Source organism: Thauera mechernichensis, from assembly GCF_029588855.1.
GTDB lineage: Bacteria > Pseudomonadota > Gammaproteobacteria > Burkholderiales > Rhodocyclaceae > Thauera > Thauera mechernichensis.
Genome location: NZ_JARQZE010000002.1, coordinates 299,734 through 317,733 on the forward strand (window position 1 = coordinate 299,734; position 18,000 = coordinate 317,733).

The 18,000-nt window shown below is 66.6% G+C and carries 20 protein-coding genes; 5 read left to right on the plus strand and 15 right to left on the minus strand.

Annotated features, from left to right (window positions below; genetic code table 11):
- Positions 1 to 38 precede the first annotated feature (38 nt).
- From fliQ to fliF, 12 genes are all read right to left on the minus strand, one after another.
- A complete protein-coding gene (fliQ, locus tag P7F68_RS04300; RefSeq protein ID WP_002924051.1) occupies positions 39 to 308 on the minus strand; it encodes a flagellar biosynthesis protein FliQ in 270 nt (89 codons plus the stop codon).
- 23 nt (positions 309 to 331) lie between these two features.
- A complete protein-coding gene (gene fliP, locus P7F68_RS04305; RefSeq protein WP_002944004.1) occupies positions 332 to 1,105 on the minus strand; it encodes a flagellar type III secretion system pore protein FliP in 774 nt (257 codons plus the stop codon).
- Positions 1,095 to 1,499, minus strand: coding sequence for a flagellar biosynthetic protein FliO (fliO, locus tag P7F68_RS04310; protein WP_002944003.1), 405 nt, complete (start codon positions 1,497 to 1,499; stop codon positions 1,095 to 1,097). Before fliO ends, fliP begins: the two co-directional genes overlap by 11 nt.
- Positions 1,500 to 1,548: 49 nt before the next feature.
- Positions 1,549 to 2,028 (minus strand): flagellar motor switch protein FliN, encoded by a 480-nt coding sequence (fliN, locus tag P7F68_RS04315; protein ID WP_002944001.1) that lies wholly within the window; start codon positions 2,026 to 2,028, stop codon positions 1,549 to 1,551.
- A complete protein-coding gene (gene fliM / locus P7F68_RS04320) occupies positions 2,021 to 3,031 on the minus strand; it encodes a flagellar motor switch protein FliM (RefSeq protein WP_002924061.1) in 1,011 nt (336 codons plus the stop codon). Before fliM ends, fliN begins: the two co-directional genes overlap by 8 nt.
- A gap of 11 nt (positions 3,032 to 3,042) precedes the next feature.
- Positions 3,043 to 3,627 carry a flagellar basal body-associated FliL family protein gene (locus tag P7F68_RS04325; RefSeq protein WP_002924063.1) on the minus strand — a complete coding sequence of 195 codons (585 nt, stop codon included), beginning with the start codon at positions 3,625 to 3,627 and terminating at the stop codon, positions 3,043 to 3,045.
- Positions 3,628 to 3,720: 93 nt separating this feature from the next.
- Entirely contained in the window at positions 3,721 to 4,968 is a 1,248-nt protein-coding gene (locus P7F68_RS04330) for a flagellar hook-length control protein FliK (protein ID WP_277830970.1), read from the minus strand.
- An 85-nt stretch (positions 4,969 to 5,053) separates the two neighbouring features.
- Positions 5,054 to 5,515 (minus strand): flagellar export protein FliJ, encoded by a 462-nt coding sequence (gene fliJ / locus P7F68_RS04335; RefSeq protein WP_002924072.1) that lies wholly within the window; start codon positions 5,513 to 5,515, stop codon positions 5,054 to 5,056.
- A 110-nt stretch (positions 5,516 to 5,625) separates the two neighbouring features.
- Positions 5,626 to 7,020 (minus strand): flagellar protein export ATPase FliI, encoded by a 1,395-nt coding sequence (fliI, locus tag P7F68_RS04340; RefSeq protein WP_002924080.1) that lies wholly within the window; start codon positions 7,018 to 7,020, stop codon positions 5,626 to 5,628.
- A complete protein-coding gene (locus P7F68_RS04345) occupies positions 7,017 to 7,931 on the minus strand; it encodes a flagellar assembly protein FliH (protein ID WP_277830972.1) in 915 nt (304 codons plus the stop codon). Before P7F68_RS04345 ends, fliI begins: the two co-directional genes overlap by 4 nt.
- A 33-nt stretch (positions 7,932 to 7,964) precedes the next feature.
- On the minus strand, positions 7,965 to 8,966 hold the full coding sequence (fliG, locus tag P7F68_RS04350) for a flagellar motor switch protein FliG (protein ID WP_002924085.1): 1,002 nt from the start codon (positions 8,964 to 8,966) through the stop codon (positions 7,965 to 7,967).
- Positions 8,963 to 10,657 carry a flagellar basal-body MS-ring/collar protein FliF gene (gene fliF, locus P7F68_RS04355; RefSeq protein ID WP_002924086.1) on the minus strand — a complete coding sequence of 565 codons (1,695 nt, stop codon included), beginning with the start codon at positions 10,655 to 10,657 and terminating at the stop codon, positions 8,963 to 8,965. The genes fliG and fliF overlap by 4 nt, the downstream gene beginning before the upstream one ends.
- A 218-nt stretch (positions 10,658 to 10,875) precedes the next feature.
- Between fliF and P7F68_RS04360 the strand changes: the two genes are divergently transcribed.
- The 3 genes from P7F68_RS04360 (at position 10,876) to fliE (ending at position 13,970) form a co-directional block, all read left to right on the plus strand.
- A complete protein-coding gene (locus P7F68_RS04360) occupies positions 10,876 to 12,039 on the plus strand; it encodes a sensor histidine kinase (protein WP_002924087.1) in 1,164 nt (387 codons plus the stop codon).
- The gene (locus P7F68_RS04365; protein ID WP_277830977.1) at positions 12,036 to 13,493 is read left to right on the plus strand and encodes a sigma-54-dependent transcriptional regulator; all 1,458 of its coding nucleotides are present in this window, start codon (positions 12,036 to 12,038) and stop codon (positions 13,491 to 13,493) included. Before P7F68_RS04360 ends, P7F68_RS04365 begins: the two co-directional genes overlap by 4 nt.
- Before the next feature lie 153 nt (positions 13,494 to 13,646).
- Positions 13,647 to 13,970 (plus strand): flagellar hook-basal body complex protein FliE, encoded by a 324-nt coding sequence (gene fliE, locus P7F68_RS04370; protein WP_002924091.1) that lies wholly within the window; start codon positions 13,647 to 13,649, stop codon positions 13,968 to 13,970.
- Positions 13,971 to 14,136: 166 nt separating this feature from the next.
- On the opposite strand, the gene P7F68_RS04375 is transcribed toward fliE, so the two are convergent.
- The 3 genes from P7F68_RS04375 to P7F68_RS04385 all read right to left on the minus strand — a co-directional run bounded on the left by P7F68_RS04375 (position 14,137) and on the right by P7F68_RS04385 (position 16,032).
- On the minus strand, positions 14,137 to 14,790 hold the full coding sequence (locus P7F68_RS04375; RefSeq protein ID WP_277830980.1) for a DUF2325 domain-containing protein: 654 nt from the start codon (positions 14,788 to 14,790) through the stop codon (positions 14,137 to 14,139).
- A gap of 145 nt (positions 14,791 to 14,935) precedes the next feature.
- Entirely contained in the window at positions 14,936 to 15,244 is a 309-nt protein-coding gene (locus tag P7F68_RS04380) for a hypothetical protein (RefSeq protein ID WP_277830982.1), read from the minus strand.
- A 311-nt stretch (positions 15,245 to 15,555) separates the two neighbouring features.
- Positions 15,556 to 16,032, minus strand: a complete 477-nt coding sequence (locus P7F68_RS04385) for a helix-turn-helix domain-containing protein (RefSeq protein WP_277830984.1) — start codon at positions 16,030 to 16,032, stop codon at positions 15,556 to 15,558.
- On the opposite strand from P7F68_RS04385, the gene P7F68_RS04390 reads away from it, so the two are divergent.
- Positions 16,031 to 16,507, plus strand: coding sequence for a class I SAM-dependent methyltransferase (locus P7F68_RS04390; protein WP_277830986.1), 477 nt, complete (start codon positions 16,031 to 16,033; stop codon positions 16,505 to 16,507). The two genes, P7F68_RS04385 and P7F68_RS04390, sit on opposite strands and share 2 nt — an antisense overlap.
- The gene (locus tag P7F68_RS04395; RefSeq protein WP_277830988.1) at positions 16,504 to 17,694 is read left to right on the plus strand and encodes an MFS transporter; all 1,191 of its coding nucleotides are present in this window, start codon (positions 16,504 to 16,506) and stop codon (positions 17,692 to 17,694) included. The genes P7F68_RS04390 and P7F68_RS04395 overlap by 4 nt, the downstream gene beginning before the upstream one ends.
- Positions 17,695 to 18,000 lie beyond the last annotated feature (306 nt).

The window sequence follows — 18,000 nt, forward strand, 5'->3', positions numbered from 1 at the left end:
GACTGCAGTGCGGGGGCGGTCGGCGCGGCGCGCGGGCGCTAGCCGATCATCACCGGGATCGAGCTGATCAGCCGGCGCATGAAGTCGGTCAGCAGGGTGATCATCCACGGGCCGGCAAGCACGAGGGTGACGAAGATCGCAACCAGCTTGGGCACGAAGGAGAGCGTCATCTCGTTGATCTGGGTCGCTGCCTGGAAGATGCTGATGATCAGACCGGTTGCAAGCGCGGCGATGAACAGCGGCGCCGACACCATGAGGGTGACTTCGACGGCCTGGCGCCCGAGTTCGATGACGGCGGTGGGGGTCATGGTGATTCTCCTGAGGGCAGCCGTCAGACGGCAAAGCTCTGTACCAGAGAGCCAATGAGCAATGTCCAGCCGTCGACGAGCACGAACAGCATGATCTTGAACGGCAGCGAAACGATCACCGGCGACATCATCATCATGCCCATGGACATCAGCACCGAGGCGACCACCATGTCGATGATGATGAAGGGGATGAAGATGATGAAGCCGATCTGAAAGGCGGTCTTGAGCTCGGAGGTCACGAAGGCCGGGATCACCACGCGCATCGGCAGGTCCTCCGCCTTGTCCACCGCCGGAACTTCGGCAAGCCTGGCGAACAGGTCGAGATCCGGCTCGCGCACCTGCTTGAGCATGAAGGCCTTGACCGGTACGGAGGCGCGCTCGAGTGCCTCGTCAAACTGGATGACCCCCTCCGACATGGGCAGGTAGGCATCGGTGTAGACGCGCTCGGCAACCGGGGACATGATGAAGAAGGTCAGGAACAGCGCCAGCCCGAGCAGCACCTGGTTTGGCGGCGCGGTCTGCGTGCCCATGGCCTGACGCAGCAGCGAGAACACGATGATGATGCGGGTGAAGCTGGTCATCATCAGCACCATTGCCGGGATGAAGCTCAGCAGCGTCATCAGCAACAGCGTCTGGATGGTGAGGCTGTAGGTGGTGCCGCCGCCAGGGGCGTCGGTGGTTGTCAGCGCGGGCAAGGCCTGGGCGGCGGCCAGCAGCGGCAGCCCTGCGAGCAGGCAGCCCAGGACCAGCTGGCGGCCGACCGCCGGGCAAGGCTTGCGGCCCGGTTCAGCTCGCATTGCGGTGCTCCGATGCCTGCTTGAGCCAGCTGGCGAAGCTGCGCCCGGGCGGTGTTGCCTGTCCGGACGCATCGTGTCCCTGCGGCAGTTCGCTGCGCTTGAGTTCATGAAGCTTGGTCACCGAGCCGGGCGCGACGCCGAGGACCAGCACCTGCTCGCCGAGTTCGACCAGGACCACGCGCTCGCGCGGGCCGACGGCAGCGGCGCCCAGCACCTTCATCGCGGCGGCGCTGCCACGCGGTGCGCCCAGGCGGCGGATCGCCCACAGGCTGGCGAGCAGCACGGCGATCACGGCAGCCAGGCCAAGTGCCATCTGCACCAGGCTGGCGCCCAGTTCGGGCACGGGTGCGCCCTGCGCGAGCGTCGCGCCCGGGCTCGCAGCGAGCAGGGCCATCACAGCATGTCGAGCGCGCAAGGTGGGGTGTCGGGCAGGCATCGGGTGCTCAGTTGCGGATCTTCCGCATGCGTTCGGCAGGCGTGATGATGTCGGTCAGGCGAATACCGAACTTGTCGTTTACGACGACGACTTCACCCTGCGCGATCAGGGTGCCGTTGACGAGGACGTCCATCGGCTCGCCGGCCAGGCCGTCGAGCTCGACCACCGAGCCGTGGGCCAGTTGCAGCAGGTTGCGGATCGACAGCTTCGTGCGTCCCAGCTCCACGGTGATCTGCACCGGGATGTCCAGGATCATGTCGAAGTCGTTGAGCGAGTTCTGCTTGTCGCCGCTGCCACCGAACTCCTCGAACAGCTGGCTTGCCGGCTTGGCCTGGTAGGGCGAGCTGTCCATCGCCGCCGCCGCGAGTTCGGCCGCGACACGCTCTGCCTCGCCGTCTCCGCCCGATTCGGCGGACGCCTGTTCCATCATTGCTGCCGCCCAGTCGTCCTCGCTGATCGGCGTGTCATTCGAATTGTCATCAGCCATCTTGTTCTCCGGGTTGGCTGGGGATGTCGCCTTCGTCTGCACGGACAAACTGCGTGAGCTTGACCGCGTAGCGTCCGTTCTTGGTGCCGTGGTGGCACTTGAAGACGGGCACGCCGTCCACTTCGGTGACCAGCTCGGCAGGGACGTTGAGCGGGATGACATCGCCGACCCGCATCTCGACGATGTCGCGCAGCCTCAGGCCGGCGGTACCGAAATTGCAGGTCAGGGCCACGTCGACGGTCTGCAGCTGACGTGTCAGCAGCTTGATCCATCGGCGGTCCGACGTCAGCTGGTCGCTCTGCATGGTCGAGTAGAGCAGATCGCGAATCGGCTCGAGCATGGAGTAGGGGAAGCAGATGTGCATTTCTGCTGGTGAGCCGCCGAGCTCGATCGTGAAACTGGTCGCGACCACCACCTCCGATGGGGTGGCGATGTTGGCGAACTGCGAGTTCATCTCCGAGCGCACGTATTCCAGATTGAACTTGAATACCGGCGCCCAGGCGCGGGCATATTCGGTGAACACCACATTGAGCATGCCCTGGATGATGCGCTGCTCGGTCGGGGTGAAGTCGCGCCCCTCGACGCGGGTGTGGAAGCGCCCGTCGCCGCCGAACATGTTGTCCACCACCAGGAAGACAAGGTTCGGGTCGAAGATCATCAAGCCCGTGCCGCGCAGTGGGCGGGCCGTCACCAGGTTGAGGTTGGTGGGGACGACCAGGTTGCGGATGAACTCGGCGTACTTCTGTACCTTGATCGGGCCGACCGAAACCTCGACGTTGCGGTGCATGTAGTTGAACAGGCCGATGCGCAGATAGCGTGCGAAGCGCTCGTTGATGAGCTCGAGCGTGGGCATGCGCCCACGCACGATGCGCTCCTGCGTCGCCATGTTGTAGGGCCGGGTGCCCTTGGTGTCGCTCTCGTCCTGAGGCTGCTCGTCCGACTCCCCGGTGACGCCCCGCAGCAGGGCATCAACTTCTTCCTGGGAGAGAAAGTCCGAGGACATGGTTCAGCGTCCTACTGGATGATGAAGGAGGTGAAGAGCACCGCCTGGACGGGGCCATTGGGGATGGGGCGTCCGCTGGCGTCGCGTACCGGCTGGAAACCCAGCGCCTCGTTGACCTGCTGGGTGATCTCCAGCGACAGCGATTCACGCCCTTCGACGGTGGCGACCTCCGAAGGCAGCTTGGAAGACAGCAGCAGGTTGATGCGGTGGCGGATCTCCGGCATGAAGGCCTTGAGCGTGGCCTCCATGGTGGCATCGGCAATGCGCATCACGGCCACGACCTGGAGGTAGTGATCGCCCTCGTCCCGGCGCAGGTTGACGGTGAAGGCGTCGAGCGGGACGAAGGTCGGCGGCTTGGTAAGGTCGACCGTGCCCGCAGTCTGCAACTGCGCCTGCGCTTGCGGGGCGGCAGTCGGAGCCGCTGCGGCCTCGTCTGCGCCCTTGTCCTTGCCGCCCTTGAGCAGCACCAAGGCACCGACGCCGAGCGCGATGAGGATGAGTACCACGAGCAGCAAGATGACGATGATCAGCCCGAGTTTGCCCTTCTTCTTGGGGACCTCATCGCCATCGTCCGTCTTTGCCGGTGCCTTCGCCATGCCTTTCTCCTTGTATACGAATCAAATTATCAGGGAGGGGCACGCAAGCCAAAGCGCCGATAAGTGGGGCAGAGCAGCCCCAATTCGCGCGCTTCAGGCGAAGGTGTCCACCATCCCCGTCTGCTCTTTCACCCAGGCGCTGCCGCCGCCTGGCGTTGTGCCCGCGGCGAGGCCTTCGCCCTCGCCAGCCTCACGACCCTGTTCGCGGCCCGCGGTCTCGCCGTCTCCGCCCTGCTGGCCGGAGGTGCTGACGTCCGCATTGCCCAGCATGATGCCAGCCTGCTCGAGGATTTCGCGCAGTTGCGGCATGGCACGCTCGAGTGCGTCGCGTGCTGCCTGGCTCGAGGCGACAAACTGCGCAGTCGTCAGGTCGCCGTTGAGGCTGATCGACACCTCGAGCTTGCCCAGGTTCGGCGGTGTCAGCACGAGTTCCGCCTTGCTCTCGGCGCGGCCGAGCATCCAGCGCACCTGGTTGCCGACGTCCTCGGCCCAGGCCTGCTGGCCCACCGGGGTGGGGACGTGCAGCTGCGTGGCAGCCTGCATGCCCTGGGTTGGACGCAGCACCTGCGTTGATGCGTGCAGGTGCATGGCGCTGCCCTGCAGCTGGGTGTGGGCATCGGCGCCGTCCCTGGCCAGGGCCGGATTTGCGTCCGCCGTGCGCAGCGCGGCCATGGTCGCCGACACGGCATTGGTCACGACTGCCTTGGCCTGGAGCTCGGGGGTGGTCTGTGCCTCGGCGGCATTCTTGCCCAGCCCTGCCAGCGCGGACGCATTATGCGGTGATTTCTTGCCGCCGTTGGCGTTCGCGAGCAGGCTGTCCGTGCCGTCTTCCACGACCTTGTTGTCCCGCTGTCCGGCGAGCAGGGCGGCAATGGCTGCCGGCAATCCGGCAAGCGAGGCCGGTACGGACGTATCGGCGTTGCTGCCGGACTCGGCCTGCTGAGTTTCGGTCTGCGAGCCCGTCTGCTCACGTGCCGCTTCGGTACTGCCGGCACTGTCTGCTGACTGCGTTGCAGGCCGCGCATCTGCCGGCTGGGTTGAGTCAGCCTGGCGCTCTCCGGTGGAGGAGGCTGGGCGCTCGCCCGCGGCGGCCTCCCGGCTGGGGCTTGTGGCCTTGCGTTCCGGGCCGGGGCTGTCGGGCGTGCGCGGGCCATCGTTGCGGGGACGCTCGGGCATGCGGCTTTGCAGGGTCTGGGAGAAGACGTCTGCGCGGACACCGCCACGGTTGTCGTTGCGCGCGCTGCGGGCAGAGGTCGAGGCGGTTTCGGACTGGCCGGTGAGCAGGCTCACGGCCGAGGCCTGGGTGCGCGCGGGGGCGTATGCGGAAGGCAGTGCAGACATATCATGGTCCCTTACTGGCAGGCGGTGATCGAAGGATCCGCTGAACAGCCTGAAGCAAGGCTCATGCCATCAAGGGTGAGCGGCTTCACGCCAGCTCGTCATCGTCGTTGCCGTCGCTGTGGTACCGGCGCGCAGCATGCTCGTCGGCCTGCTTTTGCTCTCGCCTGGCCTCGGCCCGGTTCAGTGCGGACTGATGCCGTTGCGAGAGCGTGTCGAAGGCCTTCAGACGCGAATGCTGGGCGATCCAGCTCTGCTGGCCCTGTGCCGTGCGCACCTGCGATTGCTCGACGAGCTTGCGCTGGGCCGTGATGGCCTCGTCGAGCTTGCCCATGAAGGCACTGAAGTTGCGCCAGGCGTCGGGGCTCATGCCGTCGCGCGCGGCCTGCATGAAACGCTCGTTGTATTCCGCACGGTAGGCCTCGAGCATCTCGAGCTTCTGGGCCTGGTCGCGTTCTGCGGCGACGAGTTCGCCCAGCTTGCGGGCGGCTTCGTCTGTCCGGGTGGCGGCAAGGTCAAGCAAGGGCTGGAGATGGAAACGCGAAGTCATCGGTTGCCGGTCGGTGGGCTGCGGTCGGGAATCCCGATTGTATATCGTCATTGCCCGGTTACCGAACCGGCGCTGTCGCGTATCGTCGGGTGTGGCGCGGCCGGCCGGCCTCAGCCGAATACTCCGGCCAGTTTCTGGAGCGCGCCGTCATGTGTCTCGCGCTCGTTGATGCCCTGCTGCAGGAAGGCTTCTAGCTTGGGGTACAGGCGCACTGCGGCGTCGAGCACCGCGTCCCCGCCGGCCTGGTAGGCACCTACGGCAATGAGGTCGCGTGAGCGCTGGTAGCGCGAGAACAGCTGCTTGAACTGACGTACCACGGCGAAGTGATCGTCGCCAACAAGGTTGTGCATCGCGCGTGAGATCGACTGCTCGATGTCGATGGCAGGGTAATGGCCTTGGTCGGCGAGGTTGCGCGAGAGCACGAAGTGCCCGTCGAGGATTGCCCTGGCCGAGTCGGCGATCGGGTCTTGCTGGTCGTCACCCTCGGCAAGTACGGTGTAGAACGCGGTGATCGAACCGCCGCCTTCGGGGCCGTTGCCCGCGCGCTCGACCAGCGCGGGCAGCTTGGCGAACACACTGGGAGGATAGCCGCGCGTCACCGGGGGCTCGCCGATCGCCAGCGCGATCTCGCGCTGGGCCATCGCGTAGCGGGTCAGCGAGTCCATGATCAGCAGCACCTGCTTGCCACGGTCGCGAAAGTGCTCGGCCACGGTCGTTGCATAGGCGGCGCCCTGCAGACGCATCAGCGGGCTGGTGTCGGCTGGTGCCGCAACCACTACGGAGCGTGCGAGGCCTTCGGCGCCAAGGCTCTGGTCAATGAACTCCTTCACTTCGCGGCCCCGTTCGCCGATCAGGCCAACGACGATCACGTCCGCTTCGGTGTAGCGCGCCATCATCCCGATCAGGACCGATTTGCCGACGCCGGAGCCGGCGAACAGGCCCAGGCGTTGTCCGCGCCCGACGGTCAGCAGCGCATTGATGGCGCGGATGCCGACGTCGAGCGGCTGGGTGATCGGTGCCCGCGACAGCGGGTTGATGGCGCGGCCTTGCAGCGAGCGCGTCTCCTGGGTGCCGAGTGGGCCGCGGCCGTCGAGCGGGCGGCCGGCGCCGTCCACTACCCGGCCGAGCAACGCGTCGCCGACTGGCAGGTGCTTGGCGCGGTCGGCGGCGCGCCGGCGCGGCCCGATGCGCCGCCCGGGCACGAGGCGCGGTACGCCGACCTCGATCGGCAGTACCCTCGCCCCCGGAGCGAGACCGAAGACGTCGTCGGTCGGCATCATGTACAACTTGTCGCCGTTGAACCCCACGACCTCTGCGTCGACCGAACCGCCTCCCGGTACCAGGATGCGGCAACCGGCGCCCAGCGGCAGCTTGATGCCGGCGGCCTCCATGACCAGGCCGTTGATGCGCGTGAGGCGGCCGGATGTCTCGAGCGGGCTGCAGTCTTCCACCAGGCGACGACCGTCGGCGAGGAAGCTGCGCCACAGGGCTGTGTGCGGGTTCATGCGCCGGGTGACTCCGTGCCAGTTGCGCGCGGTCGTTGCACCCCGTCGTCGTCATCCGGCGGGGGAAGGGCGGTCGAGTTGCCGTCGTCGGGCTCGGGCTGAAGGGGGGGCTGCGGTGCCCCGTCCGCGTCGTCTGCTGCCAGCCCGGCGGTGTCTGTCGTTGCCCACGCCGCTTTCTCGTGGCCTATCGACTCGAGCACACGCCGCCAGCGTGTCTGCAGGGTCGCGTCCACCAGCGTGCCCTGGCCTTCGACACGACATTCTCCGCGCTGAAGGCGCAGGTCCTCGTGCAGGCGGTGTCCGCCGTGCGCGAACTGGTCGCCTGCATTCCTGCGCACGAGATCCAGGTCCTCGGGGTGGAGATGGATCTGCGCATGTCCCTGGGGCAGTTGGAGCAAGGCTTCGCGGACGGTGTCGAGTATGCTTTCGGGGTGGTGTTCGAGGGTGACCCGGACGATACGCCGCGCCATTTCGATGGCGAGCGCCATGACCTCTTCGGCGACCTCGGCATCGAGCGTCTGCATGGCGTCCTCGAGCCCGGCCACCAGCTGTGCGACCCGGGCCGCTTCCGCCGCTGCCAGTGCGTGGCCTTCCTCGTAGCCCTGCCTGCGTCCGGCCTCCAGGCCTTCGGCCAAACCTTCTCGCCGGCCCTCCTCGAAGCCGGCCCGGCGTACTTCCTCGTGCATGCGCTCGATCTCCTCCGCCGTGGGCAGGCGGAAGTCCGGCGGCAGTTGCGGCACTTCTGGTGCGGCGGCCGGCGACGGGGGAGGCGGCGGGGGCGCAGGGGCGTCGAGTGCGTTGGCGGCCTGCGCCTCGGCGTCATCGCCCCTGGCGCCATCGGCCTTGGCGTCGAAGTCGGCGGGCGTCCAGCGCCTGTAGGCGCCAACGGCCTGGTGGCGGGAGATGCTCATGCCGCTTCCCGGGGCTCAGCGCTCGTGCGCGGATCAGACGAAGCCATCGTCTCCGCCCTTGCCGCCGAGCATGATCTGGCCTTCCTCGGCCAGGCGGCGGACGATCTTGAGGATCTCCTTCTGCTCGGCCTCGACCTCGGACAAGCGCACCGGGCCGCGGGTTTCGAGGTCTTCGCGCAGCATCTCGGCCGCTCGGCTCGACATGTTCTTGAAGACCTTTTCGCGCAGGTCAGGCTGTGCCCCCTTGAGCGCGATGATGAGCGAGTCGGACTGGACTTCGCGCAGCAGGGTCTGGATGCCGCGGTCGTCGATGTCGAGCAGGTTCTCGAATACGAACATCTCGTCGAGAATCTTCTGTGCCAGGTCCGGGTCGTATTCGCGGACGTTGTCGATGACCGCCGTCTCGTGCGTCGATCCGACGAAGTTGAGGATCTCGGCCGCATGGCGTATGCCGCCCATTGCCGCCTTCTTGACGCTGGACGCGCCCGAAAGCATTCGCGTCAGCGCATCGTTGAGCTCCTTGAGCGCCGAGGGTTGCACACCGTCGAGGGTGGCGATGCGCAGCACAACGTCGTTGCGCAGGCGGTCGTTGAAGTGCTTGAGGATCTCACCCGCCTGGTCGTACTCCAGGTGAACGAGGATGGTGGCGATGATCTGCGGGTGCTCGTTCTTGATCAGGTCGGCGGCTGTCGCTGCGTCCATCCATTTCAGGCTTTCGATGCCCGCCGTGTCCGAGCCGCTCATCATGCGTGCGAGGAGATGTCCGGCGCGTTCGTCGCCGAGCGCCTTGGTAAGCATCTCGCGCAACTGGGCTTCGTCGGGCTGGATCATCGCGCCCTTGCCGAAGTGCGCGTCGACCTCGTCGAGCAGGGGGAGCACGCGTTCGCGCGTGTGGCCGGGCATTTCGGCCATCTTCAGGCTGAGCTTCTGCACCTCGCGCGGGCCGAGCTGGCGCAGCACTTCTGCGGCTGCATCAGGGCCGAGGGTGAGCAGCAGCATGGCGGCCTTCTCTAGGCCTTCTTCAGGCGTGGTCACTTGCGCGCCTCCTCATTCGTGCCCATCCAGCTCTTGAGCAGATTGGCCATGGTCTTCGGGTCGTCGCGGGCGAGCTGGCGGATGCGCTCGAGACGCTCCTCGAAGGTCTCTTCGGCTTCGCCCGACAGCGTGACCCGCACGCCTTCCTCGTCCTCGCCGAGGGCCGCCTCTCCTTCCTCGCCTGCGGCGGACTCGGGTGCGGGCGGTGGCGGCAGCACGGTGCGCAGCAGGGGGCGGATCACGCCGAAGTAGGCGAGCAGCACCACCAGCAGCACGAGCAGCCAGTTCAGGCCTTCCTTGCCGAGCTCGATGATCTCCGGATCCTTCCACAGCGGCAAGGCGGGCTCGGCCCCATCGTCGGCAAAGGGGCTGTTGGCCACGTTGATGCTGTCGCCGCGATCGGCGTTGTAGCCGACCGCCTCGCGCACCAGGTTGGTGATGCGGGCGATCTCTTCATCGGTGAGCGGGACGCTCGTCGGCGTACCGTCTGTGCCCGGGACGTTGCGGTTGTTGACGACGACGGCCACCGACAGGCGTTTGACCTGTCCTACCGCCTGCCTGATGTGCTGGATGTTGCGGTCGAGTTCGTAGTTGAGCACCGCGCTGCGGTTGCTGCTGACGTTTGCCGCGCCGATGCCGCCCGGGCCACCCGCGACCGGCGGGGCGGTGAGGGGCGCCGTGGCCGGCACCGGGGGCTGGTTGGTGAGCGCGCCGGGCACGCCTTGCGGCCCCTGCAGCGGGTTGATCGACTCGCTCGTCTGCTGGCTGCGGATGGCCTGGTCGGGGGAGGGGTTGGGCTTGAAGGTCTCTGCAGTCTGTTCGACCTGGTTGAAGTCGACGTCGGCGGCGACCTGGGCGCGGAAGTTGTCCTTGCCCACCATGGGAATCAGGATGTTCTCGATGCGCTCGATGAAGGCCTTCTCCATCGCCCGCACGTATTCGAGCTGGCGCGCATTGAGCCCGGCATTCATGAGCGGATCGGCCTGCTCGGTGAGCAGGCTGCCATTCTGGTCGATGATCTTGACGCCATCGGCGGTCATGCGCGGCACGCTCGACGACACCAGATGCACGATGCCGGCGACCTGGTTCTGGCTCAGAACCCGGCCCGGACGCATGTTGACCATCACCGAGGCGGTCGGGCGCTGTTCGTCGCGCAGGAAGGAGGTCTGCTTGGGCATTGCCAGGTGGACCCGGGCACCCGCGACCGCATCGATCGACTGCACGGTGCGCGACAACTCGCCTTCGAGCGCGCGCTGGAAATTGACCTGCTCATTGAACTGCGAGATGCCCAGCTTCTGGCCGTCCATCAGTTCGAAGCCTGCCAGCCCGCCCTTGGGCAAGCCTTCGGCTGCCAGGCGCAGCCGTGTCTCGTGAACCTGCGCCTGCGGAACGAGGATCGCGCTGCCGTTGGCCGACATGCGGTAGGGCACGTTCTGCTGCTGCAGGGCGGTGATGATCTGGCCGCCGTCGCGCTCATCGAGGTTGGAGAAAAGTACGGCGTAGTCGGGCGCCCGGTTCCATAGCAGCACGCCCACCACGAGCGCGATTGCAAGCGCGATCGCAGCGGCGGCGGCCAGCTTCTGCCGTTGCGACAGCGCGTTGATGTTCTGCATTGCCTGCTGCAGCCGGGAATCCGCTGCTGCGGGTGCGGTGCCTGGTGGGAGCTCTGCGGTATTGTCTGCTGCGGCCATGGTGGCTGTCCTGTCGCGTGCGCTTCTTCCGATGGCGGCATTGTCCGCCTGCCGCTGCAAGTCCCGTGATTCGATAAGCGGCATTTTTTGCCGCCTGTTTGCCGGCTAAGATAGCGCTCTTCCCCGCTACAGTGCATCTCGTGAAAACGGATTCCGCGCACACTCCCGCCCAGATCGCACCATCCGATGCCGCAGCAAGTACTGCGCCGGCAGGCGGCATGGCGGCGCCTGCACCTGCACTCGACGCCGCCCAGCTTGCCGAAGCCTTCGCGCTCTTCAGTCGCGCATCGGAGGAGCTGTCCTCGGCCTATGCGGCGCTGCAGGAGCAGGTGGGGCAGCTCACGGAGCGCCTCTCCGTATTGATGGGGGCGCTGCCAGCGGGCGTTCTCGTGCTCGATCGGATGGGGCGCATCGTTCAGGCCAACCGTGCGGCTGGTGAGCTGTTTGGTCGTGATCTTGCCGGTAGCGGGCGGGATGAGGCCTTGCGAGCGCTGGAGGAAACCGAGACGCCCGGCGAGTACCTGCTGCGCGGGGCGCGCATCGACCCCGGAGCCGAAGCGCGCCGCGTCGCGATGACCGAGGCCGAGCTCGAGTCGGGCGAGGAGCGCATCGTGTTGCTACATGACATCACCGATACCTTCCGCATGCGCCTGACCGCCGAGCGTAACGAACGTCTCGCGGCGATGGGCGAGATGGTCGCCGGCCTGGCGCACCAACTGCGCACACCGCTGGCCGCCGCCTTGCTCTACACGGGTAATCTGCGCCAGACCGAGCTCGATCCGGTGCAGCGCATCAATGTGGCGGATCGCGCGCTCGAGCGACTGCGTTACCTTGAGCGCCTGATTCGCGACATGCTGCTGTTCGCCCGTGGCGACAGCACGGGGCGCCACCGCTTCGAAGTGTGCGAACTGGTGACCGAGCTCACGCATACGCTCGAACCACTGGCGCGCGCACGCCAGCTTCGCTTCGAAAGCGCGTGTGCCTGCCCTCAGGCCCGTGTGCTGGGCGACCGCAAGGCCTTGGGTGGGGCGCTCACCAATCTGCTGGAGAATGGCATCCAGGCTTGCCCGCAGGGGGGGCAGCTTGCTTTCGCTGCGGTCGAGGTCGATGCGGCAGAGTCCGGCATCGGCTGCGCCGCAGTGCGCTTCACCGTACGCGACGGCGGCGCAGGCGTCGCACCCGAGCTCCAGGAGCGTCTCTTCGAGCCCTTCTTCACGACACGCGCCGAGGGCACGGGCCTTGGGCTGGCGATCGCGCGCGGTGTTGCGCGCGCCCATGGCGGCGACATCACGCTGCGGTCCAGCCCTGGGCAGGGCGCCGAATTCACGCTGACCGTGCCACTGGTCACGGCCTCCGCTTCGAATGGGGACGAACCCACATGATCGACACCCTGAACATCCTTGTCGTCGAGGACGACGCTGCGCTGCGCGATGCGGTCTGTTTCACCCTGGAGATGGCCCACCACGGCGTCGTCGGCGCCGACGGTGGGCCCGCTGCTCTGGCCGCACTGGAAGAGGGGCATTTCAACCTCGTGGTCACCGATCTGCGCATGCAGCCCATGGACGGCCTGCAGCTCCTGCACGAGATCCGCGCGCGCTGGCCGCAACTGCCAGTGCTGCTGATGACCGCCTACGGCGACGTGGACAAAGCGGTGGCTGCGATGCGCGGCGGCGCCTGCGATTTCCTCATGAAGCCTTTCGAGCCCGAGGTGCTGCTCGAGAACGTGCGCCGCTATGCCGCCGTGCAGCCGGATGCGGAGGATACCGTCGCCGAGGATCCGCACACGCGCAACCTGCTCGCGCTCGCCGCGCGTGTCGCCGAGACCGACGCTACGGTCATGCTCTCGGGCGAATCGGGGACCGGCAAGGAGGTGTTTGCGCGCTACATCCATGAGCATTCGCCGCGCGCCGGCAAGGCCTTCATCGCCATCAACTGCGCGGCCATTCCCGAGAACCTGCTGGAGGCGACGCTGTTCGGCTACGAGAAGGGCGCGTTCACCGGTGCGCAGTCCGCCCAGCCGGGCAAGTTCGAGCAGGCACAGGGTGGCACCATCCTGCTCGATGAGATCTCCGAGATGCCACTGGGCTTGCAGGCCAAGCTGTTGCGCGTGCTGCAGGAGCGCGAGGTCGAGCGCGTGGGCGGCAAGAAACCGGTGGAACTCGACATCCGCGTGCTGGCCACCAGCAACCGCAACATGCCTGCGGAGGTCGCTGCCGGGCGTTTCCGCGAAGACCTCTATTACCGTCTCAACGTATTCCCGATTGCGATTCCTGCGCTGCGCGAGCGCCCGGGCGACATCGTTCCGCTCGCACGCCACTTCCTTGCACGCCATGCGGCCCGTCTGAAGCGCCTGGTGCGGTTCTCGCCCGAGGCCGAGGCCTTGCTGCCGCGATACGGCTGGCCCGGTAATGTCCGCGAGCTCGAGAATACGATGCACCGCGTGCTCATCCTCACCACAGGGGATGAGGTGAGCGCGGAAACGGTGAGGCTATGCCTGCCGCACTGGAACCCGGGGGCGGCAGATGTTGCCGCTGTGTCGGCAATATCTGCCGCTTCGATGTCGGCAATTGCGCCCATCTTCCCGACGCCGCCGGCCCAGGCGCCCTTGCAGGCCGCGCCGGCAGCTGCAGATGCTGGCCTGCTTCCTGCATCTGCAGCTGCCGGGGCCGGGCCCCAGCGTCCTGCCAACATGAAGGATCTGGAGCGCGAACATATCCTCTCGACCTTGCGCGAATTGGGTGGCTCGCGCAAGAAAACCGTTGAAAAACTTGGCATTTCGGAGCGCACCCTGCGCTACAAGCTGCAGCAGTACCGTACCGAAGGGTATGACTGCTGAGCCTGATTGTCGGGTGTCGGCAGGATGACCAAGGGGCTTGCAGGGCCTGAAGCGAGCCGAGGCGACTCCGTGGCCGCTGCCATCGTAGCCGGTGGCATGCCGTTTGCTCTGCTACACTGACGTCACCGAACACCCTGAGGCTGGGGAACGCACATGGATACCCGTGGAATCGACCAGATGCTGAGCGAACTGCGCTCGGTGTCGCAGGCTGCACAAGGCAAGGCCGTATCGCCCGCCGATGCGCCGGCCGGTGGCGTGAACTTTGCCGACGTGCTGGGAAACGCGCTCAAGGACGTCAGTGCGGCCCAGGGCGAGGCCAGGGCAATGGCGCAGAACTTTTCAGCCGGCGACCCGAACGTCAATCTCCAGGACGTCATGGTCAACCTGCAGAAGGCGAGTCTGTCCTTCCAGCAGATGGTGCAGGTGCGCAACCGCTTGGTCACGGCTTACCAGGACATCATGAACATGCCGGTGTGAGATCTGCTCCGCCGCATACGTTCAGTGGACTCAAAGAAGTCTGAGGCCTCGCGCTCGGCACCAGCCTGAACAAGCTTCGAACCCGGTTCGTGCGCTCACCCCGCGCGCAGCGCGGGTGAAAAATGTCTTCTGCTCGTGTGGGAAAGGCGCAGGGTGTCCGTCGGAGTCAGCGCTGAGCCTTGGGTATCGCACTTGGGCGTTCGACGAGAAGACATGGCTTGCCGGTGCGCCGGCAATGGTCGCGCACACGCCAGTAGGCGTTCTGGCTGATGCAGCCAGCCTGGCAGATCACCAGGTCGGCCGCACGCACGCTGTGCTCGATGCGTGCAATGTCATCCGCATCGCCAGCCGGATCATGGGTGAAGTGTCCGCCGGCCATCTCGACCAGCCGCATCATGAACCGCGCCGCTGCTTCGTCCTGGCCGAGGCACAGGACCGAGCGGTTATCCAGGCGGCTCAACACGGTGGCCTTCTCCAGGTTCAGTGGGCGGCCCTCCTCGGGGTGACCGTGGCGGGCGTAGCGATCACGCATCAGCTCCTGGATGCGCTCCATCAGCACGCGGACCTTCCTCGTGAGCGTGAGCCGGGTAGGCAGGCCGGGGATGGTCTGCTCGATCTCGGCACGCTCGTCACGAAGAAGCGCGATCTGCGTGTCACGGCGGATCACTTCCGCCCGCAAGCGCATGATCTCGGCCTGCAGTGCCTGGATCTCGACGGACTGACGGGCGATGAGGTCGGTGCAGCGCGCCTGGGCTCGGCCGTGGGTCGTTATGAGCGCACGGTGCTCGCCGGCGAGTTGGTCGAAAGCCTGTTCGTTCATGGTCAAGCCTCCATCCGGTCCCTTGGGCTTATCTGATTGACGAGGGGACGGTTCGAGATGTTCTAGAAACTGGTGCAGCATGGCCGGTGTTTCGTCCCGGCACGCGTCACTTCTGCCGGGACGGTCAATTGCCAGGCGGGCACGCTCAGTGGCGCATCGACGGGTGGGCGTGTGCCGCCGGCAGTGGTGCGCTGCCGGCGTTGTGCTCGACCATGCCGCACCACTGGGCACGGGCTTGCGCCATGACTTGCGCGAAATGCGACGGGAGTTCGGGGTGATGCTGGAGGAACAGAAGGTTGGCTGCGATCTTCTTCGCCAGAAGTGGATGCACGTCACACGGACCTGAGGCGGTTTGTCCGGGGGCGGGGTCGGCGTAGCGCGTCATCAGCGCAACAGTGGCCGCGATGAGCCCCAGCGGGCAGGGGGTCTGGCGCTCCTCGGCATCGAATTCCATCATCGGGCTCCTGAGTCAGGGACGATTGAAGCGCCTGCACTTCAACCTTATGTGCCATGTTATAGTTAATGAGAAGTATTCGCAATAGCATGTTAATACATGGCAGAGCCCAACGGCGTTGGCTGGGCACTGGGCATGGGATTTGGCCGCCATCTGCTGGCAGCACATGTTCGGCCTGCCGTGCGGCATCTCACCGTTGATAGCGCCCGGCTCTGCGGAGCAGGGCGAGGATAAGCTCGCCGAATTTCCCCCGCTTTTACCCCCGCTTGCGCGCGGTAGACGATGGCTCCGCGCTGCTCGTGAGCCGGCAGTCAAATCGGATCGGTGCCATGGTTGAGACCGCCAGACACCGACTTCGGCGTGCGCCCGAAATACCGCGCAAATGCCGCGCTGAAACTGGCGGGGTGCTCGTAACCGACCGCGTAGGCAGCCTGTGCCACTCGCGATCCGGACTCCAGTAGCGTCCACGCACGTCGCATGCGCAACTCCAGCAGGAATCGATGGGGTGGGGCGCCGAACAGTTCGCGAAAGCCCTGTTTGAACTTGCACTCGTTCATGCCCACGGTGGTGCTGAGATACGCGATCGTCAATGCACGGTCCATGTGGCTTCGCATCAGGTCGCGGGCGCGCTGGAGCTTGTCGATGTCGTCGGCGCCGAGATGCGTGGATGACGGCGCGGCGGACGCGCCGGTCGGCATGAGCGGGCGCAGATACTCGGCCGCGAGGGTCAGCGCGGCGATGTGCCGATCCAGCGGCGTCGCTTCGGAGGCGAGCAGGGGGCGCAGCATGGCGCGACACCAGGGCGGGCTTTCCGGCGTGGTTTTCGATTTCCCCGAAGCCGTGGCTGTCGCGGCTGAGAACATCGCCGCCGCAGGCCTCGCAGACCGGCTCTCCGTGCTCGGCGGAGATGTGGCGGTCGACGCGATCGGCAGTGTGGGCGGTAGCGACTACGACCTCGTCTGGTGTTCCTCGGTGCTGCACTTCGTGCCGGATACCGAGGCGGTCCTGCGCAAGATCCTGGCCGCGCTGCGGCCGGGCGGCGCATTGATCTGCGCGCACGCAGAGATCGGCGACACGCCGGCCGCTGCCGTCGAGGTGTTGCAGTACTACCTGCCGATGCTGATGCAGGGGCGCCACGTCGGGCGCCGGGGCGACATGGCTGGGGCGCTGCGGCGCATCGGTTTCTGCCGCATCGAGACCTTTGTCTCGTGCCTGTTTCCGATGGCGCCGCTGCAGGTCGTCGCTGCGAGGAAGGCGGCATGAGCGCGACCCTTTCCCACGTGCGCGTGCGCCACGTGCTGTTCGGCTGGATCAACTTCGCGCTGACGGCGCCGGCCATCTATCTCTGGCTGGGGTTGCCGCTCGTCATGCGGCAGCAAGGCTGGTCGGGCGCGGAGATCGGGCTCTTCCAACTGGCCGGCCTGCCGGCCGTGTTCAAGCTGTTCCTGGCCTTGCCAATCGAACGTTGGCGGGCGGGACGCCGTCCCTACCGGCGCTGGGCGTGGCTCACCGGCGGCGGCTACCTCCTGGCCCTGCTGTCCCTGGCCGCGCTGGGGGCGGATGCCCACAAAGGCATCCTCTTCGCGCTGACGCTGTTGGCCGCCCTGTGCGCCACCTGGGTGGACATCCCGGTCAATGCGCTGGCGATCAAGCTGTTTCCCGCCGAGGAGCGCCCCCGCGCCGGCGGGGTGCGCTCGGCCGCCACGTTCGCGGGCGCGGTCGTCGGCGGTGGCGCGATGCTGCTGTTGCAGCAGGCGCTTGGCTGGGCGGCGCCCTTCCTGCTGCTGGGGGGCTGCCTGCTCGTGGCCTTGTGGTTGCTTGGATGTATCGAGGACGATGGCAGTGGTTCCGGCATCCACCGCTCGACGCCGCTCGCCGTGTGGCGCGGCTTCTTCCGACAGGCCGGGGCGGGGATCTGGACGGTCGTGCTGCTCGGCTACTTTCCCTTCGTTGCCGCCGCATGGGTCTATCTCAAGCCGCTGCTGCTCGATCGTGGCTTTCCGGCCAGCGAGGTCGCCTGGATTGCCGGTGTCGGCGGCGGCGCCCTCGGGGCGCTGGCGAGCTTCGCTGCCGGACTTGTGCCGCGCGTGCTCATCCTCCGGGCACTGCCGCTCTACGCTGGCGCCAATGTCCTTGCGCTTGCACTGATGGCCGCCGCTGCCGGGTACGGGACGCAAGCCGGGCTGGTCGCCGCCGCCGCAGTCCTCGCGGTCGCCATGGGCGTGGCTTCCGCACTCGCCTTCGCGCTGATGATGGAATTCGCGCGCGATGACTGGCGGGCCGCCGACTACGGCCTGCAGGCCAGCCTGTTTACGTTCGGCCGGATCGCTGTCGCGCCGCCAGCCGGGCTGTTGCTCGACCGCCTCGGCTACCCCGGCATGCTGGCGGCGCTTGCCGTTGCGGCGCTGGCGGTTGCGTTGCTGATATCCGCCAACAGGCAATTTGAATAGCATATAATCCGGCGGTCATGGGATGCATCGGTGCGCCATAAATTGAGAGTTTCGGGGAACATGCGAATTACCTTGTTGCGCCATGGCAAGCCCGCTTATGAACTCAAGGATACAAGGGCGCGCGCGAGGCGAGCGGCGACGGGGGACTCGCCATTACGTTGCTTGGCGCTCCGTGGAGGAGGTCGAGGCGTTCCGTGAGCGCATTCGGAGACGTCTTGCGAAGTGATCGTGAATGGATCTGTTTGTCGAGACTACGGACGAACCTAGCCTCCGGATATCGACTGGAACGTGCGCAATGGCCGCGCC